This is a genomic window from Terriglobus sp. RCC_193, assembly GCF_041355105.1.
GTDB lineage: Bacteria > Acidobacteriota > Terriglobia > Terriglobales > Acidobacteriaceae > Terriglobus.
In genome coordinates, this window is the sequence record NZ_JBFUPK010000002.1 from 374,241 (window position 1) to 392,205 (window position 17,965).

Annotated in this window: 13 protein-coding genes; 12 read left to right on the forward strand and 1 reads right to left on the reverse strand. The window is 58.3% G+C overall.

Translation table 11 applies throughout. The features are described 5' to 3' along the window. The first annotated feature begins 1 nt into the window (after nucleotide 1). The 12 genes from AB6729_RS10430 (at nucleotide 2) to AB6729_RS10485 (ending at nucleotide 15,316) form a co-directional block, all read left to right on the forward strand. Nucleotides 2-2,398, forward strand: a complete 2,397-nt coding sequence (locus AB6729_RS10430; protein WP_371081551.1) for a hypothetical protein — start codon at nucleotides 2-4, stop codon at nucleotides 2,396-2,398. A gap of 69 nt (nucleotides 2,399-2,467) precedes the next feature. Then, nucleotides 2,468-2,848, forward strand: coding sequence for a hypothetical protein (locus AB6729_RS10435; protein ID WP_371081552.1), 381 nt, complete (start codon nucleotides 2,468-2,470; stop codon nucleotides 2,846-2,848). Between the two features lie 3 nt (nucleotides 2,849-2,851). Beyond that, nucleotides 2,852-3,538, forward strand: a complete 687-nt coding sequence (locus tag AB6729_RS10440) for a hypothetical protein (protein ID WP_371081553.1) — start codon at nucleotides 2,852-2,854, stop codon at nucleotides 3,536-3,538. Next, nucleotides 3,538-4,074: a hypothetical protein gene (locus tag AB6729_RS10445; RefSeq protein ID WP_371081554.1), complete on the forward strand. Its 537-nt coding sequence runs from the start codon at nucleotides 3,538-3,540 to the stop codon at nucleotides 4,072-4,074. Before AB6729_RS10440 ends, AB6729_RS10445 begins: the two co-directional genes overlap by 1 nt. Then, nucleotides 4,071-4,520 (forward strand): hypothetical protein, encoded by a 450-nt coding sequence (locus tag AB6729_RS10450; RefSeq protein WP_371081555.1) that lies wholly within the window; start codon nucleotides 4,071-4,073, stop codon nucleotides 4,518-4,520. The genes AB6729_RS10445 and AB6729_RS10450 overlap by 4 nt, the downstream gene beginning before the upstream one ends. Before the next feature lie 4 nt (nucleotides 4,521-4,524). Beyond that, a complete protein-coding gene (locus AB6729_RS10455) occupies nucleotides 4,525-5,550 on the forward strand; it encodes a phage tail tube protein (RefSeq protein WP_371081556.1) in 1,026 nt (341 codons plus the stop codon). Between the two features lie 57 nt (nucleotides 5,551-5,607). Next, nucleotides 5,608-6,321 carry a hypothetical protein gene (locus AB6729_RS10460; RefSeq protein ID WP_371081557.1) on the forward strand — a complete coding sequence of 238 codons (714 nt, stop codon included), beginning with the start codon at nucleotides 5,608-5,610 and terminating at the stop codon, nucleotides 6,319-6,321. Next, complete coding sequence (locus AB6729_RS10465) at nucleotides 6,318-6,695, forward strand: hypothetical protein (RefSeq protein WP_371081558.1); 378 nt, start codon at nucleotides 6,318-6,320, stop codon at nucleotides 6,693-6,695. The genes AB6729_RS10460 and AB6729_RS10465 overlap by 4 nt, the downstream gene beginning before the upstream one ends. Nucleotides 6,696-6,697: 2 nt before the next feature. Next, on the forward strand, nucleotides 6,698-10,447 hold the full coding sequence (locus tag AB6729_RS10470) for a hypothetical protein (protein ID WP_371081559.1): 3,750 nt from the start codon (nucleotides 6,698-6,700) through the stop codon (nucleotides 10,445-10,447). Further along, nucleotides 10,447-11,289 (forward strand): hypothetical protein, encoded by an 843-nt coding sequence (locus tag AB6729_RS10475; protein ID WP_371081560.1) that lies wholly within the window; start codon nucleotides 10,447-10,449, stop codon nucleotides 11,287-11,289. Before AB6729_RS10470 ends, AB6729_RS10475 begins: the two co-directional genes overlap by 1 nt. Further along, nucleotides 11,286-11,957: a hypothetical protein gene (locus tag AB6729_RS10480; protein WP_371081561.1), complete on the forward strand. Its 672-nt coding sequence runs from the start codon at nucleotides 11,286-11,288 to the stop codon at nucleotides 11,955-11,957. Before AB6729_RS10475 ends, AB6729_RS10480 begins: the two co-directional genes overlap by 4 nt. Continuing rightward, entirely contained in the window at nucleotides 11,957-15,316 is a 3,360-nt protein-coding gene (locus AB6729_RS10485; protein ID WP_371081562.1) for a hypothetical protein, read from the forward strand. Before AB6729_RS10480 ends, AB6729_RS10485 begins: the two co-directional genes overlap by 1 nt. A gap of 465 nt (nucleotides 15,317-15,781) precedes the next feature. Here the strand turns inward: AB6729_RS10485 and mnmG are convergent, their stop codons facing one another. Next, the gene (mnmG, locus tag AB6729_RS10490; RefSeq protein ID WP_371081563.1) at nucleotides 15,782-17,962 is read right to left on the reverse strand and encodes a tRNA uridine-5-carboxymethylaminomethyl(34) synthesis enzyme MnmG; all 2,181 of its coding nucleotides are present in this window, start codon (nucleotides 17,960-17,962) and stop codon (nucleotides 15,782-15,784) included. Nucleotides 17,963-17,965: the final 3 nt, after the last annotated feature.

A 17,965-nucleotide genomic window follows, 5' to 3' on the forward strand; every position in this document is an offset into this window, starting at 1 on the left:
CATGATCACTCTTGCAGCCAACGCAACCAGGATGATCGCGCTTACCGCAGAGGCGGACCTGTCGCTCGATGAGCAGCAGTGCCGCCTCAGCGAGGCGTTGACCGAACAGTTTGGAAAGGGCGCTTACGGTGAGCCGCAGTTTTATCTCATCGAAACCTTCCCGACGTACATCATCGCTCGCGGCCCTGAAGAGAAGCTCTTCAAGATCGGCTACACGATGAGCGATGACAACACGGTCACGTATGCGGATGCACAGGAAGTCGAGCGCGCGTATGTCCCGGTTGCTACGGCTGCGGAGTTTGACTTCACGGCGGCAGAAGCTGCTGCTGAGACTGACGCGTTTCCTATCGTGATCATGAAGGCCGGATGGGGTAAGGGCGCTCTCAACGGTAAGGCTGTCGATCACTACTATCCACCTGAGTTCGTAAAAGAGTTGGCGCTTGCCGCAGAGGCGCACACGGTACCTTTCGGGCGTCGTCATCCCGATCAGCGCGGCCCTGATCCCACAGGCGCTAACGATCCAGAGCGGATCGCTGGCTTCGTCCAGGGCGGCCTGTTTCACGGAAATGAGGCGCGTGGCTCGGTGCAGTTGTTCGGTGCGGAGGCCGATCTGCGCAGCAAGCTCCATGAAGCAAGGCAGGCAGGTAAGGCCGACGTTTTCGCAGTGTCGGCACTCCATCTCTCTTCGTATAAGTCGGGCGTCGTTGAAGGGCGTAAGTGCCAGATCGCCGACAAGCTCATCAAGCTCTATTCCGTTGACCTCGTCGGTCGCGGCGGGGCGGGTGGCCGTTTTCTGGCCGCTCAAGCCGCGTATGGCGACGACGTCACCACCGCGCAGGAAAGCGCAGTGAAACATCAACAGCCCGGTATCTCGCCCAAGCGGACATCGACCGGCAACCCAGGCGCGCCGGAGAAGGTCGCCGTAGGAGCCAAAATGAAGGATTTTTTGCTTCGCCTTCTGAATCAACTGAAGGAGAAGGACGCCTCCACGGCTGCCGCTCTCACCACGAAGCTGCAGCTTGCTGCCGAAGCGGATTATGACGCGCTCGGCATTGAAATCGGCAATGCGCTTGCCTCTACCGGAACGACTGCCATCACCGCTGAAGCGCAGGCCGTATTGGATGACATTCACCGCGAACGCAGCCGCAACCGTATCGAGACGAAGCTCTCAATCAGCAAGCTGCCGGAACCCGCGAAGACTCTTGCGCGTAGTCACCTTGAAGCACGCTTGACTGCTGAGGCTGATCTTGCCGATACCACGATTGACACGGAGATCAGCACTACGCGGGAAGCCTTCGCTGCGATGATGCAGTCGCCGGTTCGTCACAGCGCCCGTATCGGCCTGGAAACCATCGACAAGGTGCGCCTTGCCGCTGAATGCCTACTCGATGTGAAGTCTGCTAAGGGGCAGGGTGTGACTCCCTTCAAAGGTATCCGTGATGCCTACGTCACGATTACTGGCGACTCTGAGTTGAAGTTTCAGGGTGGTATGTTCGCGCTCTCCGCAGAAGCAATCGCGTCTGACACCTTCCCGCTGATTATGCAGGATGCGATGCATAAGAAGCTGTTGGAGCAATACGCGGAGGAGACCTCCACAGACAAGCTCAACCAGCTCGTCACCTTCGGCAGCGCAAGCGACTTCCGCAATCAGTATCGCGAGCGCCTGGGTGGCCTATCTGAACTGCCTGTCGTGAATGAAAACGACGCGTATGTTGAGATGGCGTATCCCACAGACGAGGGTGTCAGCTACGCAGTGTCCACGCGTGGCGGCGTTCTGACGATCAGCCGGCGAACCATCATCAACGACGATTCGAGTGTTGTGCAGCGCTTCCCTGGTATGCAGGCGCGTGCAGCACGTAACACGTTGCGCACCTTCCTCACGCAGCGTTTTGTCACGAATCCAAACTATGGTGGCGATGCTGTTGCCATGTTCCATGCGAACCATGCGAACCTCTACAGCGGCGCACTCAGCACCGCCAACCTGAAGATCGCGCAGACCTCGCTGCGTCGCAAGACGGAGCCGAACTCTGGCGCGCCGCTCGACATGGACTTGAACTGGATCATGGTGCCTCCTGAACTGGAAGGCACTGCGATTGAGATCAACAACACACAGGCCGCTGGCAATGGCTTCTATCAGCGGTTCGGTGCCAACAATGAACGGATCATCGTCAACGCTCGGCTCGCCGACGTGGATGACTGGTTCTATGGCGCTTCTGCGGCATCGTTCCCGTTCATTGAGGTTGGCTTCCTGAATGGTCAGCAGGAGCCGGAGCTGTTCACTTCCAACGATCCCACGCAGGGCAAGGCGTTCTCGAACGACCAGGCACAGTTCAAGGTGCGCTTCGAGTTCGGCGGCACCTTCACGGACTATCGCGGTATCGGTAAGTTCGGCAACTAAGACCCTCCCCGTTCACAAGTCAACCGAGAGGGCGCGGTCCAGGCCGCGCCCTCTGTGTAGGAGAAGCATATGGAAAAGATCGGTCGCAGCTACGTCACGCTGCCTCTCATGGGAGCGCTCGCCGTTGGCGCTGGTGTCGTTGCCTTTGTGGCACCGCGCCCCATGCGCATCAGCGGCGCGCAGCTTGTCCTTAAAGCCACCGGCACCGGCGCTGGCAACACCACGGCTCAGATCAAGGTGGGTGCCAATAACATCCTGAAGGCAGACCTGACCATTGCAGGCGCGGCAGCCACGAAGTACGTCAAGCAGTCTGCAAAGGGCGGCGGCGTGCCGAGTGGCTATGACGTGAATGAAGGCGATGTCATCACCGTCGATATCACCGCCATTCCCGCGACCACGGCTCCCACGGATGGCTACGTCATCCTCCACATTGCACAGGTGGAAGTCTAAGCAATGGCCACCCTGGAACAGATCACGAATGCAATGCTCGACGTTGTGATGCAGGACAATTCCCGCATCCCGACGCCGAGCCGCTTCGTGATCCAGGCGATCACGCAGCGTTACTCGCTGGATCGACCGCTTGAAGTCTGCACGGACATCAACGGCAGCGGTACATCGCTGCTTGAGCTGCCGGATGGATTTGAAGACGGCTTCTCCGAGGTCAGTGGTGTTGAGTACCCGGTGGACGACGAGAACCCGCAGCCCGTGGATGACATGGGCTACCGGATGCGTCGCCTGCCATCCGGCATCCGTCTGCAGATGGTAGGTATCTCCGTGCCTGCTGGCAGCCCCGTGCGTCTGCAGTGGACGCAGCGGCATGCCGATGACGGCACCACGGTTGCTGACGCGGACCTGTACACCGTCGCCGATCTTGCTGGCGCTCTCTACATGGAGAAGCTCGCCGCCGATTACATCGACCTCGGCGATGCCTCTGTGAGCGCTGACTCCGTCAGCTACCGCACCAAGGGGCAGGAAGCCCTCACCATGGCGAAAGCTCTGCGCAAGCGGTACCAGGACGCCATTGGCACGACAGGCGCAGATGGCGACACGCAGCCTGCGCCTGCGTTCGGTCGCTTGAATCAGGATCAGATGATGGGCGACGGCTCTCCACGCCTGATCCATCGCGGAGGTGGCCGCTGATGGAATGGACCACGCGGATCAACGGATGGGAGACGCTCGACGCCAAGGGCCATGATGCTCTGCTGGAAGGCGCAAAGAGCGGCCTTGATGTGCTTGGCAGTTTGGCTGAGGCAACGGTGCAGGACCTCATCCGCACACCCTTCGGCGATAAGCCTCCTGCCGTTGCATCCGGCAATCTCGCTTCGTCGATCATGCATGAGACGGACATTGATCAGGGCATGCTGCGCTTGCTGGTGGGCGTCTCTCCGCGTCTTGGTGCTGATCAGTATGCCGATGCGGTTGAAGACGGCAGCAGGCCGCACATGCCGCCCTACGATGCACTGGATGCATGGGTGCTTCTGAAGTTCCACCCCGATACGGAAGAGCAGGCGCGTGAGATTGCGAACGGTGTCCTGCGAAAGATTTATTACCACGGCACCAAGCCTCACCACATGTTTGAGCGTGCACTGCCGGAGGTTGAGAAAAATGCAGTTCCGGTCCTTGAGAAGCAGATTGCGCAGGCGTTTCTTCGCGCCGGATTCGGAGTTGCAGCATGACGCTTGCTGACATCACGCACGTTGCACAGCAGCGCCTGGAATCCGTTTCCGGCATGGGGCAGGTGTATGACACCATCCGCAACAGCAATAGCGATAAGAGCTTTCGTGAGCTGTTTACGAAGGACGCCAAGATCAACGCGTGGCTGATCACGCGTGACGGTGTCGCCTCTCAGGATGGTCAACTGATCCGCACATCCACGGACACGCACAACATCGTGATCATCGGCTACTACGGCTTTGAGGATGGCGTAAGCGAACCGATCATCCAGGGCATGGCGGACGCGATACGCCCACTTTTTAACAGCATGTCCGCGCGCCGCTTTGCTCCCGGCATCGAGTGGTCAGGTCCGATGCAGATGCCCAGCATCTACCTGGTCAATTTCGCAAACAGGCTTTGCCACATTGTCCGGTGCGTCTGGCCGGTAACAGTCATCAACGAGGAGTAACACCATGTCAATCGGTTTCAATACGCAGCGGAATCTACTGCGCAACGTAGTGGTCAGCGCGGGTATCCAGACTGACTTCGCCCAAACTTTCGACGACGCCGATCTGACCGAGCATCTGAAGATCGACCCCACCTCCTACGTGAAATTCAACCCGGAGATGCAGTCCGACGTGGACCAGGCAGGCAAGGGCCATAGTTCTGCGACCGAGTCTGACCTTATCGCTATCAGCGCCGCTCTGGACCTGACGACGCGTGCGAATGACTGGAACACCGGATGGGCCTTGATGTTGGTGATGGGCAACCACTCCGCGACGAACGCGGTTGGCGTTTACACCCATACCTTCAAGTTTGAGGACTCGCAGAACAACGTGGCGAAGGTCTCGAACATGTACATCGAAGACACCAACGCCATCAAGTACAAGTTGCTGGACGTTGCTGGATCGACGCTCACGCTGACCAGCACGGCCAAGGGAGCAATGGACCTGAAGCTGTCGCTGATGGGCACTGGCCGCACGGTGGATGGTGCCATGGGCGCTGTCCCGGCCATTGTTGCACGCCAGCGCTTCTATGGCTCCGATACCAAGGTGAAGCTCGGTCCCGTGGGTGCGCCGCTGGACTTCTATCCTCGCGTTCTGTCGTGGGAGATCGAGCTTGACCGTGGCACGACAGAGATGCGTGTACCCGGCAACGGCACCACAGCGGCTTTCCTGCAGTGGGGTAATCCGAAGCCCAAGGTGAAGCTGGTCATCGCCGCTGACTCCACCGACGACGTGCGTGCATGGCAGCGTGCTGGCACCCCGCTTGAGTTGCAGATCAATACGACCAGCGGACCATCGCAGATCAACTTCAAATTCCCGAAGGTGATCCTGCCTGCCGACGACTTCACCGACCAGAATGGGTCTTCGGCTTACTCCGTCCAGCTTGACGAGAACACGATTCTCCGCGCAGTTGGGCAGGAAGTCGCTACCGCCACATTGGTGAATGGCATCGCCGCCTACGGCACCGTGATCGCCCCGCCTGAAGAGGACTAAACGCAAACGATGTGGGTGCGTTTCGGCGCACCCACCTAATTCATTTCGAGGAACGGTATGCAGGAAGTCATCACAGCACCCACCCACATCGCACTTGACGCACCTCGCTTTCTCTCCATGAAGGCTAAGGACGCGATCTACCGCTACCACATCCGCCGCGTGACTGCGAAGGAATGGAAGGCATACTACGCTGGCATCCTCTCCGAAACAGTCCAGGTAGCGCCCAGCACAGTCGAGCGTATCTATGACGAAGATGTTGCCGGTCTGCAGCTTGTCAATGATGTGCTGCTGGTCATGGCGGTTCGTCCGAACGGCGAAGAGCATTTCGCTGATCGCGACCTGGACGCCGCGAAGATTCCGTTGCGCCAGCGGATCGGCATGAGCAAGTTGTTGGCATCGGCCACATCGCTCAGCATGGTGGACGCCTATGGCGATGAAGTTGAGGTCAAGCTCTCGTCGTTATGGTCCGCCCCGGATGGCACGATGCACCTGTTCGAGACAGCTCATACCTTCGTGCAGCCCGGCATTGAGCATGTGCGCAAGTTTCGCGCTGGCAGTGCCAACATCCGCGTGGGTAAGCGCGATGGGATGACAATCAATTCCTTCGTCGCGCCGGAGCTGGCGTCCATGGCGATCTATGACGATCTCATTGTGTGCTGCAGCGGCTACATGGCCAATGGCGCGGAGCTGGAGGGCAAGGAAGCCATCGTCCGAGAGATGGACGGCCATCACAAGGCCGTTGCTGCTCGTGCCTTGTTTTCACTGGATTGATCGCTGTAGCCCGTGACCTGGTCACACTGGCTGCGGCTGCGGACGATTTCTTTGAGGAAGGCTTCCAGCTTCCGTTTGCGCTGAAAGTGATCGCGGAGACGGAGCCGGAAGAGAGGGCCGAGGCGGAAGAAAAGATGCTTCCGCGCAGGCAATACGCAGATGGTTATTACGTCTGGCTCAACTACCTGGTCTGGCTGGATGCCGTGGTAGAGATGCAGCCCCAAAGCCTGAGCGTCGCGGAGCTGGAAGGATTGCGGGTACTACGAACCGCCCGGAACCACTTCCTGAGAACACACCCTTCCTGCCACGCCTGCGGAAGGCCTGAAGAAGCCACAGTGGTCCGGTGTCGTCACTGCGGTGCGGAGATTAAGTAAACGTGGGTAGCACAGCCCAACTCGAAATCCTGCTTGACCAGAACGGTGCCATCCGTGGCTGGAAGGAGTTCTCTGACCAGGCCGACAAAGGAAAGCAGTCGGTTGACTCCGTTACCGTGTCCCTCGGCAAGCAGGCCGAGGCTGCGGATCGGGCTGGTGAGAAGTCGGAAGCAGGCCAGAAAAAGGCTACTGCTGCGGCCACCGATGCGAAGAAGGCTGTGGATGCCTATGCCGCCTCCGTAAAGGCCGCCTCAACCGCGCAGGACACGCAAATCGCCAATCTGGAGAAGAATCAGCAGCGCGTTGCGAAGGCGCAGGCCAGCTTCGTCAGCGGCTCCATGTCCACCTCGCGCGGTGCCAGTGGTCGCTTCGTGAGCAATTCCAGCGATAGTGGTCTCGGCGAGACTGCGAACATTGAGAAGCAGCTTAACAATGCCAATGCAGCCGCAACGAAGTTCCGGCAGACCGGCACGAAGGCATTGGACGATGTGCATGAGCATTCGCTGAAGCCGATTGACTCGCTGCGTCAGGTACGCGACATCTTCGGCATTGAGATCACCGGCGCGATGGAGAAGGTCATTGCCGCATCGCCTGCGCTGATGAATGGCATCATGGCGCTCGGCAAGGTCGCTGTGGTCGGCGGCTATGCCATGATCGGAATCAGTATCGCGAAAGGCATGTACGAAGGCTACAAAGCCGTTAGCGAATTGAACGGAGGGCTGAAGGACTATCGCACCGAAGCCGAAAAATCGCAAAGAGAAGACATTATCAACAATGCCTCGCTTGAGCAGGCAAAACGAAACTTGGCTGAACTCACGCAGGAGATGCAGGAGTTCGATAGGTCAGCTAAAGCAGCAGGATACGACGTAGATAGTGATCGCGGTTCTGTTTTGCAGTGGCTTGGATACTCTGCGCAGGCACAGGTCAATGCCGAAGGGTTAAATACTTCAGGTAAAGGCCAACCGGAAGCCGCCAGCCCAATTATGCAACGTCAGGTCGACGCTCAGGTTCAGCGTATAGCGGCAGCAGAAAAGGCACAGCAGCGTATTCGTCAACTTCAACAAGAAATCGCTCTACAGAACAAACAGAGCGATTTGGGCGTGAGTGTCGCGGGACTACAAGGCCCGGCTTTGCTGGCAGCTCAAGAACGAGCTGACAAAGAGCTTGCCAATTTTCGAGCACAACAGGCCCAGGGCGAGAATAGGGCGCGGTTTGATGCGCGGAACGAAACCATCGCCAAGATACGAAAGATTCCCGGCGTCCACGAGGACAACTTGCCGCCGTCCCTGACGCTAGATGAAAAATCCGGGGAAGCTCAGCGTCAACAGGACCTCTCGGACGCGCAGCGTCAAGGCGAGGTGCGCCGTCGTGCAATGGCGCTTCAGGCTCACGAAGAAGTGATCACGATTGATCATGCAGCGCAGGTAACAAGTCTTCGTGGCGAAGCAGCCTTTCAAAAGCAGGCAGAGCAGCAATACGAAGATTACACGCGCCAATATGGAGCGAGTGCGGAAGCCCGCGCAGCCATTGATCGCAAGTATCAGGCAGAGCGCCAGCAGCGCCTGGATACAGAGAACATGACGTCGAATCAGACGTCGCGCGCCGCAGAAATTGCAGGCATGCAGGGTGTTGGACGTACGCAGGCGCAGCTCAACGTGGACCTCGCAAAAATCAACGATGATGAAAAGGCTGGCCACTACGTAAGCGCCGATAACGCTGAGAAGGATCGCGAGTCCGCTCGGATTCGTGCTGCTGCCGATATCGCACAACAGGTGAAGCAGTTTAATCGCGACATCGATGACAGCTACACGCAGAGCGTCACGTCCACGCTGTCCGGCTTTGCACAGATCGACGCCGAGTCAGCAGCGACGACGAAGCGTATGCGCCAGCACTTTGATGATTTGTGGACTGATGCGCAGCGTGGAACCGCTGAATATGCTGCCGCGCTGCAGAAGGAGCTTGCTGCGGAAGATGCTGCACGGCAGGAGTCCGCACGGAAGCAGGCGCGTCTCATGCGTGACAATGCTGACGAAACAGTCACGATGGAGGAAGAGGCTCGCCGCCGCAGCCTGCCGGTTTGGCAGCAGGCACAGCAGGAGATTCTGGACAACTACGCGGATCGCCGCCGCAAGCTCGATGAGATGCTCAACGATGCGGAGATCGGCGAGGCTGACTATCAGCGCCGAGTGATCGCCATGGACCGCGAGAAGAACGCGGAGCTGCAGCAGAACGCACGCGACACGCGCGACAGGATTGCCAGCACTCTGCAAGGCTTTATCACCGATCCCATGCAGGCGCTTCGTCAACAAGCGGAAAGCTCCATGGCGAAGAGCGCTGCTGACATCTTCCTGCGCTATGGCAGCAAGTTCACTGGCGCGCAGGGCGGCAGCGGTGGCATGTTCTCCGGCATGGATAAGCTGCCCTGGATTCATGGCATTGGCGGCGGCAGCATGACCGTTCCTGTTGGTGGCATGCAGGCACCGATGGGTGCGGCCGCCAGCGCACTCCAGGTCGGCACCGCAACCATACAGGTTGGCACGGCGACGATTATTGGCGGTGGCGCACCGGGCGCATCCATGGCATCGGGTCTGCCTGCTGGTCTTGCTCCTTTGATGTCGTCTGCGGGCGGTTACACGACAAACCTGCGCACTGGTGCGAGCGCCTTCACGCCGTTCTCTACAGGCGGCATGCCCATGGTTTCGGCCATTCCTTCGTCGGTGCAAGGACTCGGCTCTTCTTCGGGAAGCGGCCTCGCGCTGGCTAACTCCACCCTCGGTTATGCGACGCAGGCCAAGAGCGCAATCGACTTTGCGAAGAGCTTCAATTCTGACGACAAGGGCGGAGTTATCACCGGGCATTCGTCGGGCGGCAGCATCATCGACATGGCCAATGAAGATGACAGCACATCGAAGCCGTCCGATTGGCAGAAGGGTGGCGGCCTTCTCGGAGCCGGTCAGGCCGGTCTTGGTTTGTGGGGCGCATACCAGAGCAAGAGTGTTCTTGGCGGCATGCTCGGCGGCGCGATGTCTGGCGCTAAACTCGGCGGCATGATTGCGGGACCGGGCGGCGCGCTCGTGGGCGCTGCAGCAGGCGCGCTCGTCGGCCTGTTTGGTGATCACGGACGTTCGCAAGCAAAGCAGTATGACGAAAAGACCGTGCAGCCATGGATTGCGGATGAGTTTAAGAGCTTCGAGCAAAGCGGTGGAGACTATCTTTCGATCTACTCCGATATGGACGCATTCTCTGCGAGCTCGAAGGCGCAGACAGACCAGTGGGGAACGGGCGCTCAGTCCTACTACAGCGACACAATCAAGCCGGAGATTACTGCGGCACAGGCGAAGCTGACGAAGCTGCAGAAGGCCGGGCGTAGCCAGTTCCAGTTCACGGCGGCTCAATATCACACAGGCGATCTGATCAGCAGCTTCGGTGACTTCAGCACCTCTCCAACCGAAGGCATGGTAAACGCGGAGATCGGCGAGTTCATGGTTCGCTCGAATCCGGCGAAAGCGCACCTTTCGACGCTTCGCGCGATCAACAGCGGCGTCTCTCCTGAAGAGCTTGCAAAGAGCTATCAGTCTTCTATCGACACAGACCGTCGCCAGCGCATGATGCAGACAGTAACTCGCAACACGCATATTACTGTGCAGGCGCTTGATTCGGACAGTTTCCATCGTGCCGCACGACGCAATGCGGGAACGCTGCGGGCAGTGATCAACGACAGCATCGGAGACTCCGCGGGGTTTGGATCGTAATGGCCAAAGAGGACATCCTTAACCCGATTCGCGGCTTCGACAAGGCCGTGGCCGATTCCATGACCTGGGACTACAAAGGCTCACTCAAAGGGTCGAATACGGTGGTCGGAATTAAGGCCGCTGGTGGCCGTCCGATGGACATCGAGACGACGAATGGCGGAACGATCTTCACGATGTCCTACACGGGCCGCTCTCTCGCCTGTGTGCGGCGCGTGAAGCGCTTCTGCAAACAGTTCAGGCGTGGCTTCTTCACCGTCCTCGATTGGGAGGATATCCAGCCAGACGGCACGCCTCGTCAATACGTTGGCCGCTTCGTGACAGAGCCGGAGATTCAGCCCGATAGCTTTGGAAAGTGGAGCATTTCCGGCCTTCAGTTTGAAGAGGTTCCTACGGTCGCGATGTTGAGCTATCCGGCTAATTGGGCCGATGAGGCGATCTCGCTGTTTGTGCGTGACGACTACGACGATTTGCAAGTGGTCACAGAAGGCTCTCACTGGACCGAGGCGGAACATGTTCGGGCCGAGGACGGAGTCTCCTACCTCACCCTCGTCAACGATGGCACCACAGCAAACGAGTGGGCACAGTATGAATACAAGGGCTATGGCTTTCGCATCTTCGCAGAGAGTGGAACTGATTGCGGCCAGTTTGCCGTTGCCCTGGACGGTATGGCAGTTGGTACGGTCGATCTCTACTTCGCAGATGCTCTGCCGCCTTCGCCCGTGTTCGAAAAGGCGGATGTGCCACTCGACTTTCACCGCGTGAAGATCATTGTGCTGGCCACGAAGAATGGCGCTGCTACAGCGGCTCGTGTTCCGTTCTTCAAACTTGAGGTGATGCAGTGAACGCTGCCGGTGGAATGGACTACCCCGCACGCCTCATTGCAACACGGACCGGCGTGGCTCCCGCCGATCTGCTCGACGTGCAGCTTCCGAGTGGAGAGGTTCTTTATTGGGCCAATCGCAGGATCACAGCTCCCAGTGTGATCGTTGCAGACGGTGGCACCGCAGAGAATGAATACTTGCCGTGGCTCGTTGGCGTCCCTGAGTTCAGCCTAGTCGGTAACATGGACGCCGATACGGCTCAGTTCGAAGTGCAGAACGTCACCGGCAATAGCATGCAACGTGACTTTGAGCGCATCATGCAACGAAACGTGATCAATGGTGCGTTGTTCGTCTATCGCCTGTGGCAGGCTGGCGCGGAGTCAGCATGGCTGGAGGTGCATGGCACGTTCGACCTTGGCAGCGTTGGCATTACCGCAGAGCTGGATGGCAAAGATATTGTGGATGCGAGTTCCGCAGATACGCCGGAGTTTAACTATGGTGAGATTTGCCCGTTGGAATATGGCGAGCTGCGCTGTGGCGCAACAGATGTAACTCCATGCCAGAATACATTTCCAACCTGCAGGGTTCCTGAACGTGCCCTTGTTGTTCTCACTGACTTTGAGAAGGATTACAGCGAAACCATTGCGGATGTCAGCACGCGGTACGTGGATCGCCGGAGGAAGTTCTAATGGCTGCATCCGCATCGTCTTCGGCAGTTGGAAACTCAATCGCTCTGGCATATGGCTATGTTCAGGTCACGGGTGTTGCGGGGCCGAAGTTCATGTTGCAGAACACCGGCAACGACGATCTTAACTACACGCGCACCAAGTTCTTTTTCCTTGGTGATGGCCCATGGGATTCCAACACCGGCATGTGGATCGACGACGATCTTCAGTGGCTCTCAGAGAACGACGATCCCGCCCAATTTCACTTCCACAACGGCTATGACACACCACTTGGTACGAGCCTGAGCGATGCATCCTCTCAGGGTGGCGACCAGCTTGTGGATAGCTTCTGGAGTGACTTTCCTTCTGGCATCAACCGGCTCGCGTACTCGCGGCTGGCCTACTATGCCATCCGTCACAAACACAAGAGCAGCAGCTATACGGACGACACGAAGAACGATGCGGCTTCCTGGTCTGACTGGAATCCTATCGGCGAATGGCGAGCGTTGCGGACTCGCATCTTTGATGCAAGTGGCAACGTCGAAGCCTTTGCCTTCACTGTGAATCCGGCGTGGCATATCGCGGACGTGATCCTGCGTCGCAAGGTGCAGCGCCATTACACGCTTGACCTTGCAAATGGTCCATCGGAGATGAGCGCAGCGCAGAAGGCTTGCTTTAGCTGGGATTCGTTTTACGAGGCAGGTCAGTATTTCGCCGAGTTGCTGGCAAACGGACGTCCGCGCTTCTCTGGTAGCTACGTATTCAATCAGCGCACCACCTTGCGAGCCATCCTTGATCAGATGAGCCTTTGCTGCCGCAGCACAATTCGCTTCGACGCAGGCAAGTATTACCTCCTCTGCGACAAGCCGCGTCCGAGCTACTTCACTCTCGACAGGACTCACATTCAGCCTCAGACGATCAAGCCATCCGGTAGCGATATCGGCGCGGCAGCTAACCATGTCGTCTCCACCTTCCGCGACATCCTCATTCCTGCCGTAGATGCAAACATCGTGTCCATCGACATGGCCGACCATCAGAACCCGGTTGTTACATTCGACGCGGATGTTCCATTCGACGCAGACGACTGGATTGTGCTGGGCGGTACGAACGGTGGCAATGGTTCTGCCTATGACAAGCGCTGGCAGGTGGCGTCATCGGACGGTGCAATCACAACACTGAAAACGCGTGGTCTGAACTACCCCTCGCACGTCGGTCCGGGTGGCAAAGCTGGCTTTCTGCGCTGCCGCTACATGGAGCGCACGCCGGAGTTTCCACACAAGGCTCACCAACTCGCGAAGGGCGTTGCTGGCGTGGGCCTTGAGCGTATCCGCAATCGCGTGCGTGTGGACTACGACTTTGCGAACAACACGTATGACCAGGTGGATCGCCTCTCGCGCTATGAACGCGATCTCGCGCTTGGGCCGGACGTCCAGCCCTACGCTCCACGCCCTTCCATCGCTGTATCAGCTGGTATGTTCTGTCGCGACGTGAATGGCACCGTTCTTGCCGGTGTGCGGCCACGCGCACGCTTCACCGTGGATGACACCGCAAGCTACACGTTCGCTGGCGATTACTTCGTTGATAAGCAGAGCTTCAAGACGTTTGGTGGAGATACTTCTGGCCAGCCCGGCAGTGATGCGGGACTGGTGAACTTATCGCTCAAGCCTTACGACGAGAGCATTATGTACGACACCAGTAATCCCGGTGGCTATGTGAATGTTCCCGGTTCCGATCCGGGCAACGATGGCGATTACACAGAGATTCCGCTGCAGGATGGTTCAGCTTATTTCTGGACTGGTGGCGATGCATCCGGCGCGACGGTGAGCATCCCCAGCGTCGGCATCAATCCAGGCAATGTGCAGGGATGGGTTTCACCACAAGGCACTGTTGAGGCCAACCACCAGCTTCACGTTATTCGCGATCTAAGCGTGAGCGCCACGCGCAAGCTGAACCTCGTGTGGTCGGACGGCAATAAGTACGACAGCAACATTTGGTCGGGCGACGTGGGCTATGCATTCCTAGGCTGGCGCACGCGTAACTCTGTGTTGGTGTTCGGAGCGAATGGCATCAACTGGATTGAGTTGACGCTGCTCGGCGGCGAGCAAGTCGTTTTCGGCTATGGCAAAGTCAGCGGCACCGGAAATCTCAGCTTCTCGCCTTCTTCGTATTCGCCACCGCTCCTCGCTCCGTTCTATGTGGCGCCACCGGCTGGCTACACGTTCGACAAAGCCGTGTGTCTCGGCAATTGCAGAGACGGCATCGAGCGCGGCGACAACGACGCACATGGCTTCTCAGCGTGGGTGGACGCATCCGGCCTCGTACATAGCCTGTATCAGGACGGAGAAGGCAACCAATGGTGTGCTCAGTATGTTGACCTGCTCATCTTCGCCTTCAAGAACAACAAAGACACTTGGAGCCGCGATAGCCACGGCTATTGGAGCTGTCCGTTGGGTGCGACGGCGAAGCGTCTCTCCATTGGAGGCTTCAGCATTTCCGATCCGACGTTCAACGGTGGGCAGCCGTCAAACTTTCCGGCAACGCTGCTTCGTACGATCACCTCCGGTGTGCTTCCACTGCCGGTGGGACAGACACAAAAGTCTCTCCAGGTCTACTGCACTCCAAATGGCTTCGAGATCGTTGATCACCCCACGCATGGAATCAAGGAATGCTATGTGGATGGCGACCTCAACGCGCTCGCGAAGTTCGAGGATGGAGAGGGCAATACTTGGCGCGGAAGCATGGGAGCGTTCAGCCTAGTCTGCGAGGACTCCAGCGGCACCGATACCGGCTCAGATGATGGTGGTGGTACGCCATCGACCTTCGCTATCCCCGGCTCAGCCGCTTCCTACGCAACACCGGGTGGACAAACCACCGTGCAAGTGAACGTGCACCCGGACGCAACCAGTTCCGGGATTGCGGTTACGGTGGATGCCAGCGCCATCGGCGCACCCCCGTCCAATACGCTGCAGCAGGGCCTGGCGCAGCCCCTGTACACGCCGTTCAGCGGCAACATTAATGTGCCGTCCAGCACCGCCATCGGCTCCTATACTTTGGCAGCCACGGCGACAGACCTTCAGGGGCACACGGCGACCGTCAACATTGCTCTCACTGTTCAGCCCGGAGTCACCGAGGCCTTCATCGAATTGCAGCTTGAGCAAGCTGGAACGCGCTTCACAACAAACGGCTTCAGGATCATCAACGGAGGCACCGGGTACACGCCCTCCTCTAGCGCTCAGATCGAGGGCTTGGATGCGGACGATCCCTACGGTCCCAAAGTCGTGGCCTGCTTCCTGACTATCGACGCCAACGGTAGCATCACCGACATTCAGGGTGGCATGGGCGTCCGGTGGTATGGCCCACCAGACCTGGTCCTGAATCGATAGCCTCCAGAGGCTCGCCGTGAAGCTCTTTGACAACCGAGTGGGAGGGCCGCAGGAGATGCTCTCCCTTCTGCGGACCTGAAACCTTCCAAAAATGGGATACGCACGCTTTTTGACCCTCAAGGTCACTGTTCGTGCGTTTTCAGGGTCACCGTTCGTGCGCGGCCACACAGCACCTATGCCGCCCATCGCTTCCAGCCACAGAACCAAAACCAGCTTCGCGAAAGCGAAGCTCCTACGGCCAAAGTCCGTCATTCTGAGCGCAGCGAAGAATCCCAACGCGTCTTCCTACACCGACACGTTAAACGCCTTCCGGCCACAAAACCCACACCAGCTTCGCAAAGCGAAGCTCAAACGGTCGAAGACCGTCGTCCTGAGCGAAACGAAGTGAAATCGAAACATGCCCTCGAGCGAAGCGAAGGGGGCCTGCTGTCTTCTCACACCGCTACGATGCGACTGGAAGACGCCCTAAACCTTCGCAGCCTTCCGTCCCTCAACCTCAATCAACAGATGAATCAGCGTTACCGCCGCAGGTGTAACTCCGGGAATCCGGCTCGCCTGCCCAATCGTCTGCGGACGCACACGCTCCAGCTTCTCCTGCATCTCGCGCGAAAGTCCACTGATGCCGCGATACACAAACGAAGCAGGGATCACATGCCCTTCCGCCTTCTTCAACTTCTCAATCGACCGTCGCTGCTGCTCCAGATATCCCGCAAACTTAATCTCCGTCTCCACCGCACGAAGCTCATTGCGCACACGCGAAGTCATCGACTCATCCGCATACTCGCGCAAGTCGGAAATCTTTCCAATCTCCTCGCGCAAAAACGGAATCAGCATCTCCACACGAACTTCAGGGCGCTTCAACAACTGCGCATACGTCTGCCCCTTGATCGTTGAAGCAATGCCCATGAAACCGTCATCCTGAGCGGAGCGCAGCGAAGTCGAAGCATGCCCTCGAGCGAAGCGAAGGGGACCTGCATTCTTCTCGTCATCCAAAGATGCATCCGCCAACTCACCCGACTTCAAACCAGCCAGCATCAAACCAACCTGCTGGCTCGCTGACTCGCTAACCCGCTGCGTCTCCAGCAAAACCGTCATCGCAGCCATCCGCGCCTGCCGCGCTTCATAATCAGCCCACGCGTCATCATCAATCAGTCCAAGCCGTCGCCCGTGCGGTGTCAACCTGCGATCCGCGTTATCAATCCGCAGATGCAAACGAAACTCCGCACGCGATGTGAACATGCGATATGGCTCATTCGTTCCCTTGCTGATCAGGTCATCCACCAGGATGCCGGTATAACCCTCCGTGCGATCCAGCGTGAAGGCAGCCTCACCCTTCACCACCAGCGCCGCATTAATGCCCGCCATCAAGCCCTGGCACGCTGCCTCTTCATAACCGCTGGTGCCATTGATCTGCCCGGCAAGATACAGCCCGTCAATCGACTTCACCTTCAGCGCACGATCCAGCTCCGTAGGATCAATCGAGTCATACTCAATCGCATAACCCGGCCGCAGCATGGTCACATTCTCCAGCCCCGGAATCGAACGCACCATCTGCAACTGCACATCGCGCGGCAGTGACGTGCTCATGCCGTTGATGTACACCTCGTCGGTGTTCAACCCTTCCGGTTCCAGGAAAAACTGGTGCTGCTCCTTATCGGGAAAACGAACGATCTTGTCTTCAATCGAAGGGCAATACCGCGGGCCAATGCCTTCAATCCGGCCCGAGTACATCGCCGACCGATGCACGTTATCGCGAATCAACTGCAACAACGCAGGCGTGGTGTAAGCAATATGGCACGACACCTGCCGCAACTGCGGCACCTGCTTCGAGCGGAACGAAAACGGCGTCGGGTCTTCATCGCCGGGTTGCTCTTCAAACTTCGACCAGTCAATCGTCCGGCCATCCAGCCGAGGCGGCGTTCCCGTCTTCAAGCGGCAACCGCGCAACCCCAGCTTCTTCAGGTTCTCGCCAAGAAACACGCTCGCCGCTTCTGTAGGAGTACGTCCAGCACTCGTGCGTTCTTCACCGCAATGAATCAACCCATTCAGGAAGGTTCCGGTCGTAATGACAACAGCCTTCGCCCGAACCTCAGATCCATCCCGCAACTTCAAACCAACACAACGCCGCTGCATGGAAGCATTGTCCTTAGCGACAAATCCGTCATCCTGAGCGAAGCGAAGGGGACCTGCATTCCTTTCCTCAGCCTGCAATGTATCCGGAAGCGACAAAGCCAAATCTGCCTCACCGCCGCTTTCCAGCACCACATCCACAACTTCCGCCTCAACCACAGACAGATTGGGAATGCGTGCCAGCACCTCGCGCATCTTCACGCGATACAGCGCCTTGTCACATTGAGCACGCGGCGACCACACCGCAGGCCCGCGCGAGGTGTTCAACAAACGAAACTGAATGCCGCAGGCATCGGCCACTTCGCCCATCACGCCGCCCAGCGCATCCACTTCACGAACAAGATGTCCTTTGGCAATGCCGCCGATCGCGGGGTTGCAGCTCATCTGCGCAACCATCTCCACGCTCAGCGTGAATAGCGCAGTGCGCAGCCCCATGCGCGCAGCAGCCGCGGCAGCCTCACAACCGGCATGCCCCGCACCCACCACCAGCACATCGAACTGTTCCGTAACGCCCACACC